This is a genomic window from Pseudomonas sp. GD04091 (genome assembly GCF_029836165.1).
In the GTDB taxonomy this organism is placed as follows: Bacteria; Pseudomonadota; Gammaproteobacteria; order Pseudomonadales; family Pseudomonadaceae; genus Aquipseudomonas.
Map to the genome: position 1 here is coordinate 182,412 of NZ_JAOEBG010000005.1, position 17,983 is coordinate 200,394.

Genomic DNA, 17,983 nt, shown 5'->3' on the forward strand with positions numbered 1-17,983 from the left:
TAGGACAGCGCGTGACAACGCCAACCGCCTTGCAGGTCCAGGATTTCCGTACCACCGACGTGACCGAGCAGACCCGTGCCAGCCCTGGCTGGCTGCAGCAGTACCGGCAGATGTCCCCGGGGCATTTCGATGGTCGCTTGCGCTGCCTGGGGCTCGACGGCGTGGAGGTGTACGAGGAGCGCCTGAACACCCGGGTCGAACAGTTCTTCAGGGCGCCCAGCGGCGCCCTGGCATTTTGTTTCGACCGCAGCGAGAACAGCCTCTACCTGCTCAACGAAGACAGTCGCAACATCTGGATCACCCCGGAGAACTATCAGGAGGTGGCGGTGGTGTTCGAGCAACCGTTCCTCGCCAGCCATGGGGTGGATCCGGAGCGCCTGCGCGGCCTGTTCATGGTGCCGTTGACCTGCCAGCAGACCGCGCTGTTCGGCAACTGGCTGAGCGCCACGCTCAACCGCCTGGGCCAGGCCGACTGTCCGCTGGAGGGCAGGGCGCTGGCCGAGCAGCTGCTGGAGGACTGCCTGTTCATCCTCGACAACGCCGGGCAGCGCTTGCAGGGCGATGCCTTGGGGCGGCGCGACGAGGAACGGACGATCATGCGCCGGGTCAGCGAATGGGCCGCGGACTGTCCGGACGAGACGCTCAATCTGGTGGAGCTGGCCGAGGTCGCCGGGGTCTCCGTGCGTCAGCTGCAGCAAGCGTTCAAGGGCTTCACCAACATGCCGCCGGCGCACTGGCTGCGGCTGCGTCGCCTGAACGGCGCGCGACGCGATCTGCTGGCCGGGGCCGGCGCGGTGACCGTGGCCGAGGTGGCCATGCGCTGGTCGTTCTGGCACCTGGGGCGGTTTTCCGAGAGTTATCGGCAACTGTTCCAGGAGCTGCCCAGCGACACCTTGAAGCGGGCGCGGGGTCGGTAGGAAAGGGGAGCAGGGCAAGCCCGCTCCCCGGTGACTCAGTTGCGATCCAGCCACACGGTCTGGGCATTGGTGAACTCGCGCACGCCGAAGTGCGACAGTTCACGGCCGAAACCGCTCTTCTTCACGCCACCGAACGCCACGCGCGGGTCGGACGCGCAATAGCCGTTGATGAATACGCCACCGGTGTCCAGGGCCGCGGTCATGCGCTCGGCCAGGGCGTAGTCGGCGGTATAGATGGTCGAGGCCAGGCCGAACTCGCTGTCGTTGGCCAGTTCCACGGCATGATCGGCATCACGGGCGCTGATGATCGCCGCCACCGGGCCGAACAGCTCTTGCCTGAAGGCGGTCATGTCCGGGGTGACGTTGGCGAACACCGTCGGCGCGTAGAAGTTGGCCGCGCCCTCGACCTTGTGGCCACCCAGCAGCAGGGTGGCGCCTTCGGCGAGGGTCGCCTGGACCTGGCCGTCGAGCTCGTCGCGCAGGTCGAAGCGGGCCATCGGGCCGATGTAGGTGTCGTCCTCCAGCGGGTTGCCGAGCTTGAGCGCGCGGGTAGCGTCGACGAACTTGGCGGTGAAGGCGTCGACGATGCTCTGCTCGACGATCAGGCGCTTGGCCGCGGCGCAAACCTGTCCGGTGTTCTGGTAGCGGCCGATCACTGCCGCTTTCACCGCGGCATCCAGGTCGGCGTCGGCCAGCACGATGAACGGGTCCGAGCCGCCCAGTTCCAGCACGCACTTCTTCAGCGCGGCACCCGCCTGGGCGCCGATGGCCATGCCGGCGCGCACGCTGCCGGTCAGGGTCACGGCGGCGATGCGTGGGTCGTTGATGGCTCGGGTGACGCCTTCCGGGGCGACGTTGAGCACCTCGAACACGCCCTCGGGCAGGTCGGCGCGTTTGAACAGGTCGGCCAGCAGGTAGGCGCTGCCCATCACGTTCGGCGCGTGCTTGAGCACATACGTGTTGCCGGCCAGCAGGGCCGGTACCGCGCCGCGCAGCACCTGCCAGATCGGAAAGTTCCACGGCATCACGGCAAGGATCGGGCCCAGCGGGCGGTATTCGATGCGGGCTTTGTCGATCTGCGTGGGTTCTGCGGCGAGCATCGCCGGGCCGTGCTCGGCATACCACTGGCACAGGCCGACGCACTTGCTCACCTCGCCACGGGCCTGGGCGATCGGCTTGCCGATTTCGCGGGCGATCATCTGGGCGAAGGCTTCGGCATTGGCCTGCAGGGCCTGCCCAAGCGCGACCAGGTATTCGCTGCGCTGACCCAGCGACACCTTGCGCCACTGGTCGTAGCCGGCCTTGGCGCGTTGCAGCGCCGCGTCCTGTGCGGCGTCGGTGTCGAAGACGTAGTGGCCGATCCGCTCGCCGGTATAGGGGTCGACGGAGATGGCGTGGGTCAGGCTGCTGATCTCGCTCATGGCAGGACTCTCATTGTTTTGATGGGGTGAGCCCAGACTAGTGGTGGCGCGCTTTAATGAAAACTGAATAATAATGAGCGAAACATTCACGTTTGGAGAATGATTGTGGACCTGGTGCAACTGGAGATCTTCAAGGCGGTGGCCGAGCACGGCAGCATCAGTGCGGCGGCGCAGCAGATCCATCGGGTGCCGTCGAACCTGACTACCCGTATCAAGCAGCTGGAAGAAGACCTGGGCGTCGAGCTGTTCATCCGCGAGAAGAGCCGTTTGCGCCTGTCGCCGGCGGGCTGGAATTTTCTCGAGTACACCCGGCGCATTCTCGACCTGGTGCACGAAGCGCGCCTGACCGTGGCTGGCGAGGATCCCCAGGGCACTTTCGCCTTGGGTTCGCTGGAGAGCACCGCGGCGGTGCGTATCCCGGCATTGCTGGCGGCCTACAACCAGCGCTACCCCAAGGTCGACCTGGACCTGTCCACCGGGCCGTCCGGGACCATGCTCGAAGGCGTGCTGTCCGGGCGCCTGGTGGCGGCATTCGTCGATGGCCCGGTGCTGCACCCGACGCTCGAAGGCGTGCCGGTGTTCGAGGAGGAGATGATGGTCATCGCGCCGCTCAACCACCCGCCGGTCACTCGGGCGCGCGATGTCAATGGCGCGAGCATCTATGCCTTCCGGGCCAACTGCTCGTATCGCCACCATTTCGAGAGCTGGTTCGTCCACGACCAGGCGGTGCCGGGCAAGATCCACGAGATGGAGTCGTACCATGGCATGCTGGCCTGCGTCAGCGCCGGGGCCGGGCTGGCCATGATGCCGCGCAGCATGCTCGACAACATGCCGGGGTGCAGCACCGTGAGTGCCTGGCCGATGGCCGAGGATTTCCGTTACCTCAAGACCTGGCTGGTGTGGCGGCGGGGCACGGTGTCGCGCAGCTTGAGCATGTTCATCCGGTTGCTGGAGGAACGCGGCGACTCGGTCGGTACCGACTAACGGTGCCGATCGGCCCGAACGGTGGCGCCAGGCGGGTATCCAAACTGTGTAGACCACCCCTGGAGGGAGGAACGCACCATGCAGACCCATCACCCTGGATTTTGCGCAGCCTTGCTGCTGGCGCTGAGCATGCCTTTGACCCTGGTCGCCGCCGACCCGAACGCCCCTGTCGACCCTCAGGGCGTACAACTGCAAGCGCAGGAGCAGAACGGCATCCGCTACCTGCAAGGCGGTATCGGCCAGGACGAAGCCAATGCCCTGCGGCGCACCCCGGGCTACAACCTGCACATCACCCTGTCCACCGGCCCTGAAGGCAAGTTCCAGAGGGGCGCGAGCCTGGTCATCGAATCGGCCCAGGGCAATCAGCTGCTGGCACTGCAGGATGTCGGCCCGCTGATCTACGTACAGTTGCCCCCGGGGCATTACCGGGTGGCCGGTAGCGCCGATGGCCAGACCGTGCAACAGCAGGTGACGGTGGACGGCAAGGCGCCGGCGCGCGTTGACCTGAACTGGCGCTGAAACACTCCCGGCGGCGCACGAGGCTCACCACCATGGATGTGCAGCGTTGCCTACAGGCCCTCGACGATGATGGCTACACCGTGATCCCCGGGGTGCTGGATCCGCTGCGCATCGCCTTGCTGCGCTGCGCGATCGATGACCTGCAGCCCATCCACTGGGACTACCAGGGCCTGCTCGAACACTACAAATGCGTGTTCAACCGCGATCCACTGTGGCTGCCGTTTCTCGACCTGCCGCCGCTGATCGGACTCGCCGAGGCTGCCCTCGGCCGCGACTGCCACATCATCGGCCAGACCGCCTGGCGCAGCCATCCGGGGTATGCGGGCATGGCGCTGCACCTCGATCACCTGCCCATGGCGTTGCCGGCCTGGCTGCAGGCGCACGAGCATTTCACGCCAGCGCCGCAGATCATTACCGCGCAGCTCTATCTGTGCGATATCGACCAGGCGCTGGGGCCGACCCTGATCGTGCCGGGTAGCCACCGGGCCGGCCGGGCGCCGGGTGACGACGAGGCCAGCTGGCAAGGGCAGGGGGCTCGCCCGATCCTGTGCCGGGCCGGTGACGCGTTGCTGTTTCGCAGCGATGTCTGGCATGGCGGGGGCGCGAACCGGAGCGCCGGGCAGGTTCGCGACCTGCTTCAGGTCCACTACGGGCGGCGGATGGTCGCGCAGAAGTTCTCGCCGTACCTGAGCTGGCGGTTCAACCCCGATGTGCTGGCGCAAGCCACGCCGCGCCAGCGCCGGCTGTTGGGGGAGCACGAGGAGTCGGAATACGACTGAGCTCACCTGTGGAACGCTGTGTCCTTAGCCAATGGTGGCAAAGCCCTTTCAACTTTCAGATTATTCGGACGATAATCCGAGAAGTATTACCACTTGTTACGCGGCCAGGAAGCGTCCGCCCGCAAGTGCACAACGAGGGGCGAAGCCCCCGCTTGCCGCAGACCCGCGTTCACCGCGCGGGCCTGCCCGTGAAGACCATCAGGAGAAGTCATTGATGAAAAACCGTCTCGCCACTTCGCTGGCCGTCGCCGTGCTGGCCTTCGCCGGCGCCAACCTGGCCCAGGCCGCGCAGGTATCGGGTGCCGTCGGCGCCACTGGCCAGGGCGACATGACCTACCGTATCGGCCTGTCGTTCGACTGGGACAAGAAGTGGTTGGAAAGCAGCACCGGCCACCTGACCGGCTACTGGGATGCGGCCTACACCTACTGGGAAGGCGGCGAGGCCAGCGGCGCCCATTCGCTGTCCTTCAGCCCGGTGTTCGTGTACGAGTTCAGTGGTTTCACCTACACCCCGTTCATCGAGGCCGGTATCGGCCTGGCGGCGTTCTCCAAGACCGACGTGGGCGACCAGCGCCTGGGCTCCTCGGTCAACTTCGAGGACCGGATCGGCTTCGGTCTGAAGCTGCCGGCCGAGCAGAAGGTCGGTATCCGCGCCATTCACTACTCCAACGCCGGCCTCAAGCAGCCCAACGACGGTATCGAGTCGTACTCGCTGTTCTACAGCAAGGGCTTCTGAGCCACAGCGCGGGGCGCCGCTTTCAGGAAAATCCTGGAGCGGCCTTGGCCCCGCGATCTCGTTTCAGCGCACCGCCTTGATCGCCAGTACATTGCACAGCGGGTGTTCCAGCACATGGGCGGTGGTGCCGCCGAGGAACGTCTGCAGGGCGTCATGGCGGTGATTGCCCATGACGATCACATCGACCCGGCTGGCCGCGATGTACTGGGTGATCGCCTTGATCGCCGGCCCTTCGAGGAAGTGTCGACGCTCCAGGTCGATCTGGTGATGATCGCCCAGGCGGTTGAACGCCGCGCGTTGCGCCGTGCGCACGCTGCCCTCGAAGCCCGGCATGGTCACAGTGCCGGCGCCGAAGTCGGCGATATGGGTCTTGGCCGCATCGCACACGTGCAGCAGGTGCAGCTCGGCATTGCACTGCAAGGCCAGGGCATGGGCGCTGCGGATCACCTGCTGGTCCAGGTGTTCGCCGTCACCCTGGCTGCTGAGGTCCACCGCGGCGGCGATCTGCCGTGGCAGGGGCAGGCGGATCTCGCTGACCAGGTGCACGGCCACCGGGCTGTCCTTGAGCAGTTGCCAGTCCAGCGGGGTGACCAGCAGGCGTTTGAGGATCGGCTCGTGCTCGACATCCTTGACCAGCAGGTCGCAGCCCAGGCGTTCGATCTGCTCGAGCACGCTGCCCAGCGGATCACGGGTCAGCAGCAGTTCGGTGGACACGTCCAGGCCGGCGCCGCGTAGCTGTTCGGCCTCGTCGGCCAGCCACTGGCGGTTGTGTTCGAGCAGGCGTTCGCGTTCGCGCCCGTCGCTCATCAGGCCGAAGGTGTCGACATCGTCGACGAAGACGTTGATATCCAGCAAGGCGCCGCTGGATTCGGCGAGCGCGGCGGCCCTTTGCAGGGCTGGCGTGTGGCGCATCTGCGGGCCGAGCATGACGAACAATCGCTGAAACTGGCTCATCTCACACCTCCACGTGTGGCAGCCCCCGTTCATGCCTGGTCTGCGCGGCCCTGCCGTGCGTTGCGGCGCGGGTGCGGTCCTTAGAGTCTAGCCGTTTCCGCGCAGGGCCTGGCGCCTGTGGCAGCGGGCCAACCCGCTGGCACAGGGATCGATGACGCCTCAAAGCGGATAGTGCTTGAGCTCCCGGGCGATCAGCATGCGCTGGATTTCGCTGGAGCCCTCGTAGATCTGGGTGATCCGCGCGTCGCGGTAGTACTTCTCCACCGGATAGTCCTCCAGGTAGCCATAGCCGCCATGCACCTGGATCGCCATCGAACAGACCCGCTCGGCCATCTCCGAGGCGAACAGCTTGGCCTGCGAGGCTTCGGACAGGCACGGCCTGCCGGCCGTGCGCAGGCGGGCAGCGTGCAGGATCAGCAGGCGCGCGGCGTTGATCCGCACCTGCATGTCGGCCAGCAGGTTGGCGATGCTCTGGTGTTCGTTGATCGGCTTGCCGAACTGGATACGTTCGCGCGAATACAGCAGTGCGGCCTCGAACGCGGCCCGGGCGATGCCCAGGGCCTGGGCGGCGATGCCGATGCGCCCGCCCTCGAGGTTGGACAGGGCGATGGCCAGCCCCTTGCCCTGTTCGCCCAGCAGGTTGGCGGCGGGGATACGGCAGTCATCCAGGGTCACCGCGCAGGTGTCGGAGGCGCGGATGCCCATCTTGTGTTCGCTGCGATCGACCTTGAAACCCGGGTTGTCGGTGGGCACCAGGAACGCCGACAGGCCTTTCTTGCCCAACTGTGGATCGGTCACGGCGAAGACGATGGCCAGCTTGGCCCGGCGCGCGTTGCTGACGAACTGCTTGGCGCCGTTGATCACCCACTGGCCGTCGATCCGCTCGGCGCGGGTTCGCAGGTTATGGGCTTCGGACCCGGCCTGGGGTTCGGTGAGGCAGAAGCAGCCGATCACTTCGCCGCTGGCCAGTTTCGGCAGCCAGGCCTGCTGCTGCTCGGGGCTACCATAGGCCAGCAGCGGACCGCAGCCGACCGAGTTGTGAATGCTCATCAACGCGCCGGTGGCGCCATCGGCGGCGGAGATTTCCTCGACCGCCAGGGCATAGGCCACGTAGTCGGTGTAGCTGCCACCGAACTGCTCCGGGGCGACCATGCCGAGCAGGCCCAGCTCGCCCATCCTGCGCACCACGTCGTCGTCGATCCAGCCGGCCTTTTCCCAGGCCTGGGCATGGGGCGCGATCTCGCCACGGGCGAAGTCCCGGGCCATGTCGCGGATCATGATCTGCTCTTCGCTCAGTTCCAGGTCTTGCATCTGTGTACTCCCGGGCTCACAGGCCTTCGAAGAATTGGTCGACCCGCTGGCGAGTCAGGCCCGCCAGGGTCGGCGGGTTCCAGCGTGGCTGCTTGTCCTTGTCGACGATCAGCGCGCGCACGCCTTCGATGATGTCGCCGTGCTCGAACCACTGGCGGTCGATGTGCAGCTCCATGGCGAAGCAGCCCTCCAGTGCCAGGTGACGGCCACGGCGCAACAGCTCGAGGGTGACGGCCATGGCCAGCGGCGAGCGCGTTTCCAGCAGTGCCGCAGTGTCCAGGGCCCATTGATGGCTGTCGCCGATGGTCACGGCGCGCAGCTGCTCGATGATGCTCGGCAGGTCGGGCAGGGCGAAGAAGTGGTCGATCACCGGGCGCAGCCGCGCCAGCGGCGCATCACCCAGGGTCTGGGTGCCCAGCCGTGCGAGCAGGCCTTGCAGGTCCTTGAGTGGCTGCTCGCCGAACGTCAGCTGGTCGAGCCCGGCGTCCAGCGCCGCCAGCTTGTCGCTTTGCAGGTACCAGTCCGCGAGGCCGCAGTACAGGGCGTCGGCGGCCTTGATCTGGCTGCCGCTGACGCCCAGATAGATGCCCAGTTCGCCGGGAACGCGCGGCAGGAAATAGCTGCCGCCGACATCCGGGAAGTAGCCGATGCCCACTTCGGGCATCCCCAGGCGGCTGCGCTCGGTGACGATACGCAGGTCGCAACCTTGGGCCAGGCCCATGCCGCCGCCGAGGGTGAAGCCGTCCATCAGCACCAGTACCGGCTTGCGGTAGCGGTGGATGCACAGATCCAGGGCGTATTCCTCTTCGAAGAACCGCTCGTGCAGCTTGCCGCCGGTCTTGAAGCTGTCGTGCAGCGAGCGGATGTCGCCACCGGCGCAGAAGCCCTTGGGCCCTTCGCCGCGCAGCATCACGGCATGTACCTGCGGATCCTGGGCCCACGCGTTCAGGTGCTCCTGCAGGCTGCGGACCATGTCGAGGGTGAGGGCGTTGAGCCCGGCGGGGCGGTTGAGGGTGAGGTGGCCAATGTGGTTGCGGACCTCGGCCAGTACTTGATCCGTTGCCGAGGGTTGAGCGTGCGCGGTCATCGCGGTCTCCCTGCCTTGTTATTGATTTTCCAGATGAAGTCTGGGATGCGCGGGCGAATCGCAGGATCCTGTCATGCGAATTTGCCTTGCACAATTGGCAAATGTGCAGGGCGATGCTGCATTTTTGCGTGACTGGCGCAGCCCGGACCGATCAGCTCACTTTAACCCCGTGGCACCTGTCGGCAACAGGCTGCTGATGGATTGGCGGGACACCTCGGTGGTGGTTGACCAGCCTCCGCCCAGCGCCGTATAGAGGTTCACCTCGGCGACCAGTTGCGCCAGCCGATCGCCGATCAGCCCCTGCTGGGCGCTGAACAGCTCGCGCTGGGCATCGAGGAAGGTCAGGCTGCTGTCGACACCTGTGCGGTAGCGATTCTGCGCCAGGTCGTAGTAGCGCTGGCTGGCCGCCACCAGATCACGCTGGGCCTGCAATTGGCGCTGGTAGGTGGCGCGGGCCGCGAGGCCGTCGGCCACTTCCTGGAAGGCCGTCTGGATGGCCTTCTCGTACTGGGCGACCTGGATGTCCTTCTGCAGGCGGGCGTAGTCCAGGCTGGCCCTGAGACTGCCTGCATTGAACACCGGCAGACTGATCTGTGGCTGGAACAGCCAGCTCCCCGAGCCGGCCTTGAACAGGTTGGACAGCTCCAGGCTGGAACCCCCGGCATTGGCCGTCAGGCTGATGCTGGGGAAGAACGCGGCGCGAGCCGCGCCGATGTTGGCATTGGCAGCCTGCAGTCGATGCTCGGCCTCGAGGATGTCCGGGCGACGCTGCAGCAACTGCGACGGCAACCCTGCCGGTATCTGGGCGATCAGTTCGCCGGCCAGTGGCTGGGCAGGCTGGGGCGGTGCAAACGGACCGCCGACCAGCAGCGTCAACTGGTTGAGGTCCTGGGCGGCCAGCCGGCGATAGCGCGCCACGGCAGCGCGGGTGCTGTCGACCCGGGTCTGGGCCTGGATCTGGTCGAGCGCCGAAAGGGTGCCGGTGCGGCGTTGTCGGGTGGTCAGGCGCAGGCTCTGTTCGTCGGCGGCGAGGGTGCGCTGGGACAGTTCGAGCAGTTCCTGGTCGGCGCGCCAGGTCAGGTACACGGTGGCGACGCTCGCCACCAGGCTGAGCTGCGCGCCACGGCGCGCTTGCTCGCTGGCCAGGTAAGTCTGCAGGGCCTGCGCGCTGGCGCTGCGGACCCGGCCGAACAGGTCCAGCTCGTAGGCGCTGATGCCAAGGTTCGCGGCGTACGTGGACCTGATCATGCCGTCGCCGCTTCCGGTCGCGCTGCGGGGCAGGTACTGGCGCTGGCCACTGGCGTTGGCCGAAACGGCGGGCAGCAGCTCGGCGCGCTGGATGCGGTACTGGGCGCGACTGGCTTCGACATTCAGCAGTGCCACGCGCAGGTCACGGTTGTTGGCCAGCGCCGTGTCGATCAGCTGGCGCAGCGCCGGGTCCTGGAAGACCGCCTGCCACTGCTCCGCGGTCGCGCCGGTTGCGCCGTCGGAGTAGGCCGGCCCGCTGGGATAGTGGCTGGCCACTGGCGCGTCCGGGCGCTGGTAGTCGGGGATCAGACTGCAGCCAGCCAGCGCCGCGGTCAGCAGGATAAGGGCGAATCCACGCATCGAGCACTTCCTTGACTGTTCACGCGCTCAGGCGCCGGCCATCCAGCGCGCCAGCCCGTGGCGACCACTGACCCCCAGCTTGGCCGTGGCGCGTTTGAGGTAGGTTTCCACCGAACTGTTCTTGACGTTGAGGCGCTGCGCCATCTGCGGCACGGTGCCGCCGGTCAGCAGTCCCAGGCAGACCTCCTGCTCGCGCGCCGACAGGCTGATCGCGCCTTGGGCCAGGCGTTCACCAAACGCCGCGCGCAGCGACCCAGGCGGCAGCACCGGCATGAGCTGGCCACATGTCGAGCGCTGCCGGACCGGCAGACTCAGCGCGTGGTGTTCGACCAGCGGCAGCAGGGTGTCGGACAGGCTCTTGAGCAGTGACAGCTCGGCCAGGGTGAACGCGCGCTGTTCGAGCAGGCGGTGGCAGCAGATCAGCCAGCGGCGTTCGCCGCTGCAGGACACCAGACTGCACTGATGGGCGCTCTGTGCCTGATACCGTCGCCCCAGTGGGCGACGGGTGTGGATCAGCACCGGGTCGTCCATCTGCAGAATGCGTTGCAGCAGCGCGTCGGGTGGATCGTCACGTGGCGTGGACGGCTCGCCGGCGCCGGCGCTGCCCAGCGGGACGATGCGTTCGATGCGCGCCTGGCGGCTGTCGAGGGTCCATTCGCTGAGGCCCAGCTGATGGATCGGCACCAGGGCGTCGACCAGTTTGAACATCTGTCCGGCAAAATCGTCGTCGCCACTGCTGGCTATCAGTTCGCCCAGTTGCAGATACAAGTGCGGGGCGTGGTGTCGCGCCAGGCTGTCGGTCAGCTTCATAGAGGTCTTCTTCCTTGATTCGCGGCTTGCGGTGGGCAGTCTCGTGGTCGAGTGCTCTCCTTCTGATTCAGGGATGGCGGTATTCAAGCCGCAGGTGACAGGCAGCGTCTGTAATGGAATTCCGGGACAGAAAATGCCATGTGTGACGGGCTTCGCCAGTGGTCTGAGGTGACGCTGGAAAGTCTGGAATCGGCAGAAAGCCGGCAAATTGACGCCAGTAAGCAGTGAATTGTCGGATTTTTCCGCATCTGGTGCGCGACGTAAGCCGCTTGTCAGCGCGTGCCGTGGTTATTTTCCTACATGAAAATCAGCGACCCGAGCCGGTGAGCAACGACGCCCGGGGGTGTCCGGGTTTCAGGGGCCATACAGGCGGCAAGGGGCAGTGCTTGAATCCGCGGACGATCAACCGCAAGGATGTCCCGACCCATGGCTGTCACCGATACCTTCCCCCTGACCTCCGCCCAACGGGACATCTGGCTGGATCAGCTCAGCCACGGTGACTCGCCGCTGTACAACATCGGGGGCTACATCGAGCTTGCAGGGAGCCTCGACGTCGGCCTGCTGCGGCAGGCACTGGATCACCTGGTGGCGTTGCACGACAGTTTGCGCACGCTGCTGACGCCGGGAGACGGCGGCCTGCCGCTGCAATGTTTCGACGCCGGCTTGACCCTGACCCTGCCGGTCATCGACCTGGGCGGCGAGGCCGATCCCGAAGCGGCCGCCACAACCTTGATGCGCGAGCGCATGGGGCAGCGTTTCCCGCTGACGAGCGGGCCACTGGCGCGCTTCTTCCTGGTCCGGCTGGGCCCCGGGCGTCACTGGCTCGCCGGCCAGGCGCACCACCTGATCATCGATGGCTGGGGCTTCGACCAGTTGTTCGACACCTTGGGCAACTACTACGGGCTGCTCGCCAGCGGGTCGCCTCTGCCCGAGGCGGCGCCGTCCTACCGCGCGTTCATCAGCGACGACAGCGCCTACCAGGCTTCACCTCGGCAGGCGCGCGACCGCGCCTACTGGCTGGCCAGGTACCAGAGCGTGCCCGCCGCCCTGATGCTGGCGAAGGAGCGTGTCGATAGCGACGCCGCCACGCCGAGCCAGGCGCTGGACCTGCCGTTCGATCCAGACCTGCTGGCGCGCATGGGAAAACTGGCCGGCGAGCTACAGGCCTCGGCCTTCCATGTGCTGCTGGCGGCCCTGCATGTGTGCTGCGTGCGCACCTGGCAGCGGGACGAGTGGGTGGTCGGCGTGCCGGTGCGCAACCGTGGCAATGCGCAGTTCAAGGCGACCCTGGGGTTGTTCACCCAGGTCAGCGCCTTGCGCATGGACTTTGCCGGTGAGCTGTCGTTCGCCGAGCTGGTGCGGGCGATCCGCGATGCCCTGAAACAGGATTTCCGTCATCAGCGCTTTGCCCTGAGCGAGCTCAACCGCGCGCTGGGCCTGCTTGGTGAGGGTCGTGGCCAGTTGTTCGAGCTGAGCGTGTCCTATGAAGAACAGGGCAGTGCACTGCGTTACGGCGACGTGCCGGGCCGCAGCGTCAAGGTGTGCAACGGCCATGAGCCGACCCCGCTGGCCTTGCACCTGCGCAACAACCGGCAGACCGGCGAGGCCTGGCTGCACCTGGTGTTCAACCTGGGCTGGTTCGATGCCGGCGAGGTCAGGGCGCTGGCCGGGCGCCTGCTGCACCTGCTGGGCCAGGGGCTGGCATCGCCTGGTCTGCGCGTGACCGAATTCGACCTGCCGACGGCCGCCGAACACGAGCGGCTGCGCAGTTTCGGCCACGGCCGTCGTACCCAGGCCGACGAGCGCTGCATTCACTGGCGTATCGCGCAGCAGGCCGCCAGCGCGCCGCAGGCAGTCGCCGCCTGGCACGAGGGCCACAGCCTGAGCTATGGCGAGCTGAACGGCCGCGCCAACCGACTGGCGGAGCATCTGCTCGCGTTGGGCGTGACGCCCGAGGACCGCGTGGCGATCTGCGCCTGGCGCGGCCTGGACACCCTGGTCGGCCTGTTGGCGATTCTCAAGGCCGGCGCAGCCTACGTGCCGCTGGATCCGGCCCACCCCGAGGAACGACTGGTCTACCTGTTGCAGGATTGTGCGCCGAAGGTGCTGCTGACGCTGTCCGCGCTGTCGCCTCGGCTACCGGCGGACGGACCGCCGCGACTGATGCTGGACCAAGGCGTCCAGACGCTGGCGGCTGACCCGCAGGTGCTGGGCCTCGGCGCCGGCAACCTGGCCTATGTGATCTACACCTCCGGCTCCACCGGCCAGCCCAAGGGCGTGATGGTGGAGCACGGCATGCTCGGCAACCTCGTCGACTGGCACTGCCGTGCGTTTGTCCTGCGCGCGGGTGACCAGGTGTCGTGCCTGGCGGGGTTCGGCTTCGATGCCATGGCCTGGGAGGTCTGGCCGGCGTTGTGCTGCGGCGCCACCCTGCACCTGGCGCCGGTACGCCAGGGTCCCGAGGACATCGATGCCTTGCTGCGCTGGTGGCACGCCCAGCCGCTGGATGTCAGCTTCCTGCCCACGCCGGTGGCCGAGCACGTCTTCGCCCACGGTCCGGATCACCCGACCTTGCGCACCTTGCTGATCGGCGGCGACCGCCTGCGCCACCTGACGCGGGATCCACGTCATGCCCTGGTCAACAACTACGGCCCCACCGAAGCCACCGTGGTGGCCAGCTTCGGCGCGGTGTATGCCGGACAGCCGCTGCATATCGGCGGGCCGCTCGACAACGCCCGCCTGTATGTGCTCGATGCCAGTCAGCGCCTGCTGCCGCCCGGGGTCGCCGGCGAGCTGTACATCGGTGGCAGGGGCGTCGCCCGCGGCTACCTCGGCCGCCCGGAAATGACCGCCGAACGCTTCCTCGACGACCCGTTCAGCGACGAGCCGGGCGCGCGCATGTACCGCAGCGGCGACCTGGTGCGCTGGCAGGTCGATGGCACCTTGGAGTACCTGGGCCGCAATGACGAGCAGGTGAAGATCCGTGGCGTGCGCGTGGAACTGGCCGAGATCGAGGCTGCCCTGGCTCGCCACGCCGCCGTGCAGGAATGCATGGTGCTGTTGCAGGGTGGCCAGTTGGTCGCCTGGTTCATCGGCGCGGCCGAGGTGGCACCGCGCGAGCTGCACGAGCACCTGGCCGAGCGCCTGCCCGCGGCGCTGCTGCCAGGCGCCTACGTGAGGCTGCCGCGCTGGCCGCTCACAGCCAACGGCAAGCTCGACCGCCAGGCCCTGCCGGCGCCCACCGCGCAGGCCAGCGTGCGCCGCGTCTACGCTGCGCCCGAGGGGCCGACCGAGCAGCGCCTGGCGGCGCTGTGGGCCGAGTTGCTCGGGGTCGAGCGGGTAGGACGGCACGATCACTTCTTCGAGCTCGGCGGGCACTCGCTGCTGGCCGTGCAACTCGTCGAACGCATGCGCCAGGAAGGCCTGCATGCCGACGTACAGGTTCTGTTCGGCCAGCCGACCCTGGCCAGCCTCGCGGCGTCGGCCAGCGCCAACGGCAGCCGAGCGCTGCCGGATAACCTCGTGCCTGTCGGTTGCCGGCACATCACCCCCGACATGCTGGCGCTGACGGCGCTCGAGCAGCCGGCCATCGAGCGCATCGTCGCCGGCGTGCCGGGCGGCGCCGCCAACGTACAGGAGATCTATCCGCTGGCCCCCCTGCAGCAGGGCTTGCTGTACCACCACATCACCGACGCCCGCGATCCCTACCAGCAACAGGCGCTGTTCGCCTTCGCCAGCCGTGAGGCCTGGCAGGCCTTCGCCCGGGCCTTGCAGCAGGTGATCGAGCGCCACGACATCCTGCGCACCAGCCTGGCCTGGGAGGCACAGGCGCAGCCGCAACAGGTGGTCTGGCGCCAGGCCGAACTGCCGGTCGAGGTGCTCCCCGGCGGTGACGATGCCGAGGATCGGCTCAAGGCCCGGAGCCAGCCGCTGGACTTGCGCCGCGCACCGATGATGGCCCTGAGCGTCGCCGAGGCACCGGGGCAGGGCCGTTGGCTCGGGCTGCTGTGCTTCCATCACCTGGTCAACGATGCGCTATCCCTCGAATTGCTGTTGACCGAGCTGCGCGCCTTGCTCGCCGGGCAGGGGCGCGACCTGCCGGTACCGGTGCCTTATCGCAACTTCGCAGCGGCGCATGCCGCGCCTGGCCGTGAGCGGCAGCACGAAGCGTTCTTCCGGCAGATGCTGGGCGACCTGGAGGCGCCTACCCGGGTGCTCGGCGTGGCCGGGCTGCCCATTGCGGCCGAAACGCTGCAGACCCTGGAACACCCTGTGCCGTTGCGCCTGGTCCAGGGCCTGCGGCAACTGGCGCGCAGCGCCGATGTCAGCCTCGCCAGCCTGTTCCACCTGGCCTGGGCCCAGGTGCTGGGCAGCCTCTCGGGGCAGGACGAGGTGGTGTTCGGCACGGTGCTGCTGGGGCGTCTGGCGGCGGGCGAGGGCGCCGAACGGGCGCTGGGCATGTTCATCAACACCTTGCCGCTGCGAGTGAGCCTGGCTGGACGGACCCTCGGCCAGGCCCTGGGCGAGAGCCACGAACGCCTTGCGGCGCTGCTGGCCCATGAGGATGCGCCACAGGTGCTGGCCCAGCGCTGCAGCGCCTTGCCCGCAGGCATGCCGCTGTTCGACAGCCTGCTCAACTTCCGTCACGGCGCGCAGCACAGGACGGCGCTGCCGGGAGTGGAACTGCTGGGCGCCAGCGAGGTGGTCAGCCAGCCGCTGATGCTGGCGGTCGACGACCTTGGCCAGGCTGTCCGGCTTAGCCTGCGGGCGCCGCGCAGCCTGGGCGTCGAGCGGTTGCTGGACTATCTGCTCACCACCCTGGAGGGCTTGCTCGCACCAGGCCTGGACACGCCGTTGACGCAACTGTGCAGCGTGCCTGCCGGCGAACTGCAACCCCTGCTGGTCGAGCTCAACGCCACCGAGGACCTGAGCAGCCCAGTGGGGCAGACCTGGCCCGCGTTGTTCGCGCAACAGGTGCAACGCACCCCCGATGCCATCGCGGTGCAGGCCGGCGACGACAGCCTCAGCTACCGCCAGCTCGACGCCCAGGCCAATCGCCTGGCCCACCAGCTGATCGAGTTGGGCGTGCGCCCTGATACCCGAGTGGCGATCTGCATCGAGCGAGGCCTGGCGCTGATGGTGGGCCTGCTGGGCATCCTCAAGGCGGGTGGCGCCTACGTGCCGCTGGACCCCGGCTACCCCGACGAACGCCTGCGCTACATGCTCGCTGACAGCGCGCCGCTGACGGTGCTGGTGCATGACGCCACCGAAGGCCTGTTGGCCAGCAGCGCAGTGCCATGTGTCAACCTCGATCGTCACGATGGCCGACGATATCCGGACCAAGCGCCGCAAGTGCCAGGCCTGAACGCCGCGCACCTGGCCTACGTGCTCTACACCTCAGGCTCCACCGGCACGCCCAAGGGGGTGATGATCGAGCATCGCGGCCTGTGCAACCTCATGCACTGGGGCTCGGGCCTGTGCCCGCCAAGGCCGGGGGATGCGCTGCTGCAGCGGGCGCCGTTCAGCTTCGACGGTTCGGTGTGGGAGTTGTTCTGGCCGCTCGCGGCAGGGCTGCGCCTGGTACTGACGCGGCCGGATGGCCATCGCGATCCAGCCTACCTCGCCGAGCTGATCCGCCAGCGCGCGGTCACCACCGTCAAGTTCGTGCCGGCCCTGCTGCATCAGTTCCTCGAAGTCGAGGGCGTGGAACGCTGCACCAGCCTCACCGACATCTTCTGCGGCGGTGGCGAGCTGACCCTGGCGCTGGCCAGCGCGGTGCGCGCGCGCCTGCCCAGGGTGCGCCTGCATAACGTCTACGGCCCCACCGAGGCCACCGTCGACAGCACTGCCTGGACCCTGGAGCCCGACCAGCCGTTGCCGGTCAGTGCGCCGCCGATCGGCCGCGCCCTCTGCAACACCCGGCTGTACCTGCTCGATGCCCATGACCGTCCGGTGCCGTTCGGCGCGGTCGGCCAGTTGCATATCGGTGGCGTCGGTGTCGCACGCGGCTACCTTGGCCTGCCGGCGTTGCAGGCCGAACGCTTCATCGCCAGCCCGTTCGTGGTCGGCGACCGGCTGTACCGCACGGGCGACCTGGCGCGTTATCGCGAAGACGGCGAACTGGAGTTCCTCGGCCGCAATGACTTCCAGCTCAAGCTGCGCGGCCTGCGCGTCGAGCCGGGGGAAATCGAGGCGCAACTGGCGAGCTACCCCGGCCTGGACCAGACCGTGGTACTGATGCGCGACGAGCGGCTGGTGGCCTATTTCACCTGCCGCGACGGTCAGCCGGCGCCGGGGCTGGAGGCGCTGCGCAGCCACATGCTGGCACGTCTGCCGGAGTACCTGGTGCCATCGGCGTTCGTGGCCCTGGCGCGCTGGCCGCTGAGCCCCAGTGGCAAGGTCGATCGCCAGGCGTTGCCCGAGCCCGGCCCCGAGTCGGTGATCAGCCGCCGCTACGTCGCCCCCGAGGGCGAGCTGGAAACCGCCCTGGCGCAGATCTGGGGCGAGGTGCTGCGCATCGAGCAGGTCGGCCGCGACGACAACTTCTTCGAACTGGGCGGGCACTCGCTGCTGGCCGTGAGCCTGGTGGCGCGCATGCGCCAGGCGGGGCTGCATGCCGACGCGCGGAGCTTGTTCAGCCAGCCGACCCTGGCCGGGCTGGCGGCCAGCACGCGTTTGCAACAGGCCCGTGTAGAAGTGCCGCGCACCACCATACCTGGCTTGCAGGCGCGCCGACGGCTCTGATGCCCGCAGGTGAACCCGCTCCCAGCGGCTTCAAGGCCGTGGGTGCGGATTCACCCGTGAAGAGGCCGGTGCAGACAGCGCGCCGGGAATGTCCCTGCTTCCCCTGTCAGCCC

The 17,983-nt window shown here is 67.7% G+C and carries 12 protein-coding genes; 6 read left to right on the plus strand and 6 right to left on the minus strand.

Annotated elements, in window-relative coordinates; genetic code table 11:
• The first annotated feature begins 11 nt into the window (after positions 1–11).
• Positions 12–917, plus strand: a complete 906-nt coding sequence (locus N7422_RS09015) for a helix-turn-helix domain-containing protein (RefSeq protein ID WP_279806229.1) — start codon at positions 12–14, stop codon at positions 915–917.
• Positions 918–952: 35 nt separating this feature from the next.
• On the opposite strand, the gene N7422_RS09020 is transcribed toward N7422_RS09015, so the two are convergent.
• Positions 953–2,338 (minus strand): aldehyde dehydrogenase family protein, encoded by a 1,386-nt coding sequence (locus N7422_RS09020; RefSeq protein ID WP_279806230.1) that lies wholly within the window; start codon positions 2,336–2,338, stop codon positions 953–955.
• Between the two features lie 105 nt (positions 2,339–2,443).
• Here N7422_RS09020 and N7422_RS09025 point away from each other — a divergent pair, with 105 nt between their 5' ends.
• From N7422_RS09025 to N7422_RS09040, 4 genes are all read left to right on the plus strand, one after another.
• Positions 2,444–3,322 carry a LysR family transcriptional regulator gene (locus N7422_RS09025; RefSeq protein WP_279806304.1) on the plus strand — a complete coding sequence of 293 codons (879 nt, stop codon included), beginning with the start codon at positions 2,444–2,446 and terminating at the stop codon, positions 3,320–3,322.
• 78 nt (positions 3,323–3,400) lie between these two features.
• Positions 3,401–3,841 carry a carboxypeptidase regulatory-like domain-containing protein gene (locus N7422_RS09030; protein WP_279806231.1) on the plus strand — a complete coding sequence of 147 codons (441 nt, stop codon included), beginning with the start codon at positions 3,401–3,403 and terminating at the stop codon, positions 3,839–3,841.
• 32 nt (positions 3,842–3,873) lie between these two features.
• Positions 3,874–4,620, plus strand: coding sequence for a phytanoyl-CoA dioxygenase family protein (locus tag N7422_RS09035; protein WP_279806232.1), 747 nt, complete (start codon positions 3,874–3,876; stop codon positions 4,618–4,620).
• 214 nt (positions 4,621–4,834) lie between these two features.
• On the plus strand, positions 4,835–5,356 hold the full coding sequence (locus N7422_RS09040; RefSeq protein WP_279806233.1) for an acyloxyacyl hydrolase: 522 nt from the start codon (positions 4,835–4,837) through the stop codon (positions 5,354–5,356).
• A 63-nt stretch (positions 5,357–5,419) separates the two neighbouring features.
• Here the strand turns inward: N7422_RS09040 and N7422_RS09045 are convergent, their stop codons facing one another.
• The 5 genes from N7422_RS09045 to N7422_RS09065 all read right to left on the minus strand — a co-directional run bounded on the left by N7422_RS09045 (position 5,420) and on the right by N7422_RS09065 (position 11,126).
• Positions 5,420–6,310: a universal stress protein gene (locus tag N7422_RS09045; protein ID WP_279806234.1), complete on the minus strand. Its 891-nt coding sequence runs from the start codon at positions 6,308–6,310 to the stop codon at positions 5,420–5,422.
• 159 nt (positions 6,311–6,469) lie between these two features.
• Complete coding sequence (locus N7422_RS09050; protein ID WP_279806235.1) at positions 6,470–7,621, minus strand: acyl-CoA dehydrogenase family protein; 1,152 nt, start codon at positions 7,619–7,621, stop codon at positions 6,470–6,472.
• A 16-nt stretch (positions 7,622–7,637) separates the two neighbouring features.
• Positions 7,638–8,708, minus strand: a complete 1,071-nt coding sequence (locus N7422_RS09055) for an enoyl-CoA hydratase/isomerase family protein (protein ID WP_279806236.1) — start codon at positions 8,706–8,708, stop codon at positions 7,638–7,640.
• A 156-nt stretch (positions 8,709–8,864) separates the two neighbouring features.
• A complete protein-coding gene (locus N7422_RS09060) occupies positions 8,865–10,316 on the minus strand; it encodes an efflux transporter outer membrane subunit (protein WP_279806237.1) in 1,452 nt (483 codons plus the stop codon).
• Between the two features lie 27 nt (positions 10,317–10,343).
• On the minus strand, positions 10,344–11,126 hold the full coding sequence (locus N7422_RS09065; protein ID WP_279806238.1) for a helix-turn-helix transcriptional regulator: 783 nt from the start codon (positions 11,124–11,126) through the stop codon (positions 10,344–10,346).
• Between the two features lie 426 nt (positions 11,127–11,552).
• Here N7422_RS09065 and N7422_RS09070 point away from each other — a divergent pair, with 426 nt between their 5' ends.
• Positions 11,553–17,870: a non-ribosomal peptide synthetase gene (locus N7422_RS09070; RefSeq protein ID WP_279806239.1), complete on the plus strand. Its 6,318-nt coding sequence runs from the start codon at positions 11,553–11,555 to the stop codon at positions 17,868–17,870.
• Positions 17,871–17,983: the final 113 nt, after the last annotated feature.

Excerpts from the sequence above, each read along its gene's own strand:
- N7422_RS09020 (WP_279806230.1), bottom strand. The coding sequence starts at position 2,338 with ATGAGCGAGATCAGCAGCCTGACCCACGCCATCTCCGTCGACCCCTAT.
- N7422_RS09045 (WP_279806234.1), bottom strand. The coding sequence starts at position 6,310 with ATGAGCCAGTTTCAGCGATTGTTCGTCATGCTCGGCCCGCAGATGCGC.
- N7422_RS09035 (WP_279806232.1), top strand. The coding sequence starts at position 3,874 with ATGGATGTGCAGCGTTGCCTACAGGCCCTCGACGATGATGGCTACACC.
- N7422_RS09055 (WP_279806236.1), bottom strand. The coding sequence starts at position 8,708 with ATGACCGCGCACGCTCAACCCTCGGCAACGGATCAAGTACTGGCCGAG.
- N7422_RS09065 (WP_279806238.1), bottom strand. The coding sequence starts at position 11,126 with ATGAAGCTGACCGACAGCCTGGCGCGACACCACGCCCCGCACTTGTAT.
- N7422_RS09060 (WP_279806237.1), bottom strand. The coding sequence starts at position 10,316 with ATGCGTGGATTCGCCCTTATCCTGCTGACCGCGGCGCTGGCTGGCTGC.
- N7422_RS09070 (WP_279806239.1), top strand. The coding sequence starts at position 11,553 with ATGGCTGTCACCGATACCTTCCCCCTGACCTCCGCCCAACGGGACATC.
- N7422_RS09040 (WP_279806233.1), top strand. The coding sequence starts at position 4,835 with ATGAAAAACCGTCTCGCCACTTCGCTGGCCGTCGCCGTGCTGGCCTTC.
- N7422_RS09050 (WP_279806235.1), bottom strand. The coding sequence starts at position 7,621 with ATGCAAGACCTGGAACTGAGCGAAGAGCAGATCATGATCCGCGACATG.
- N7422_RS09030 (WP_279806231.1), top strand. The coding sequence starts at position 3,401 with ATGCAGACCCATCACCCTGGATTTTGCGCAGCCTTGCTGCTGGCGCTG.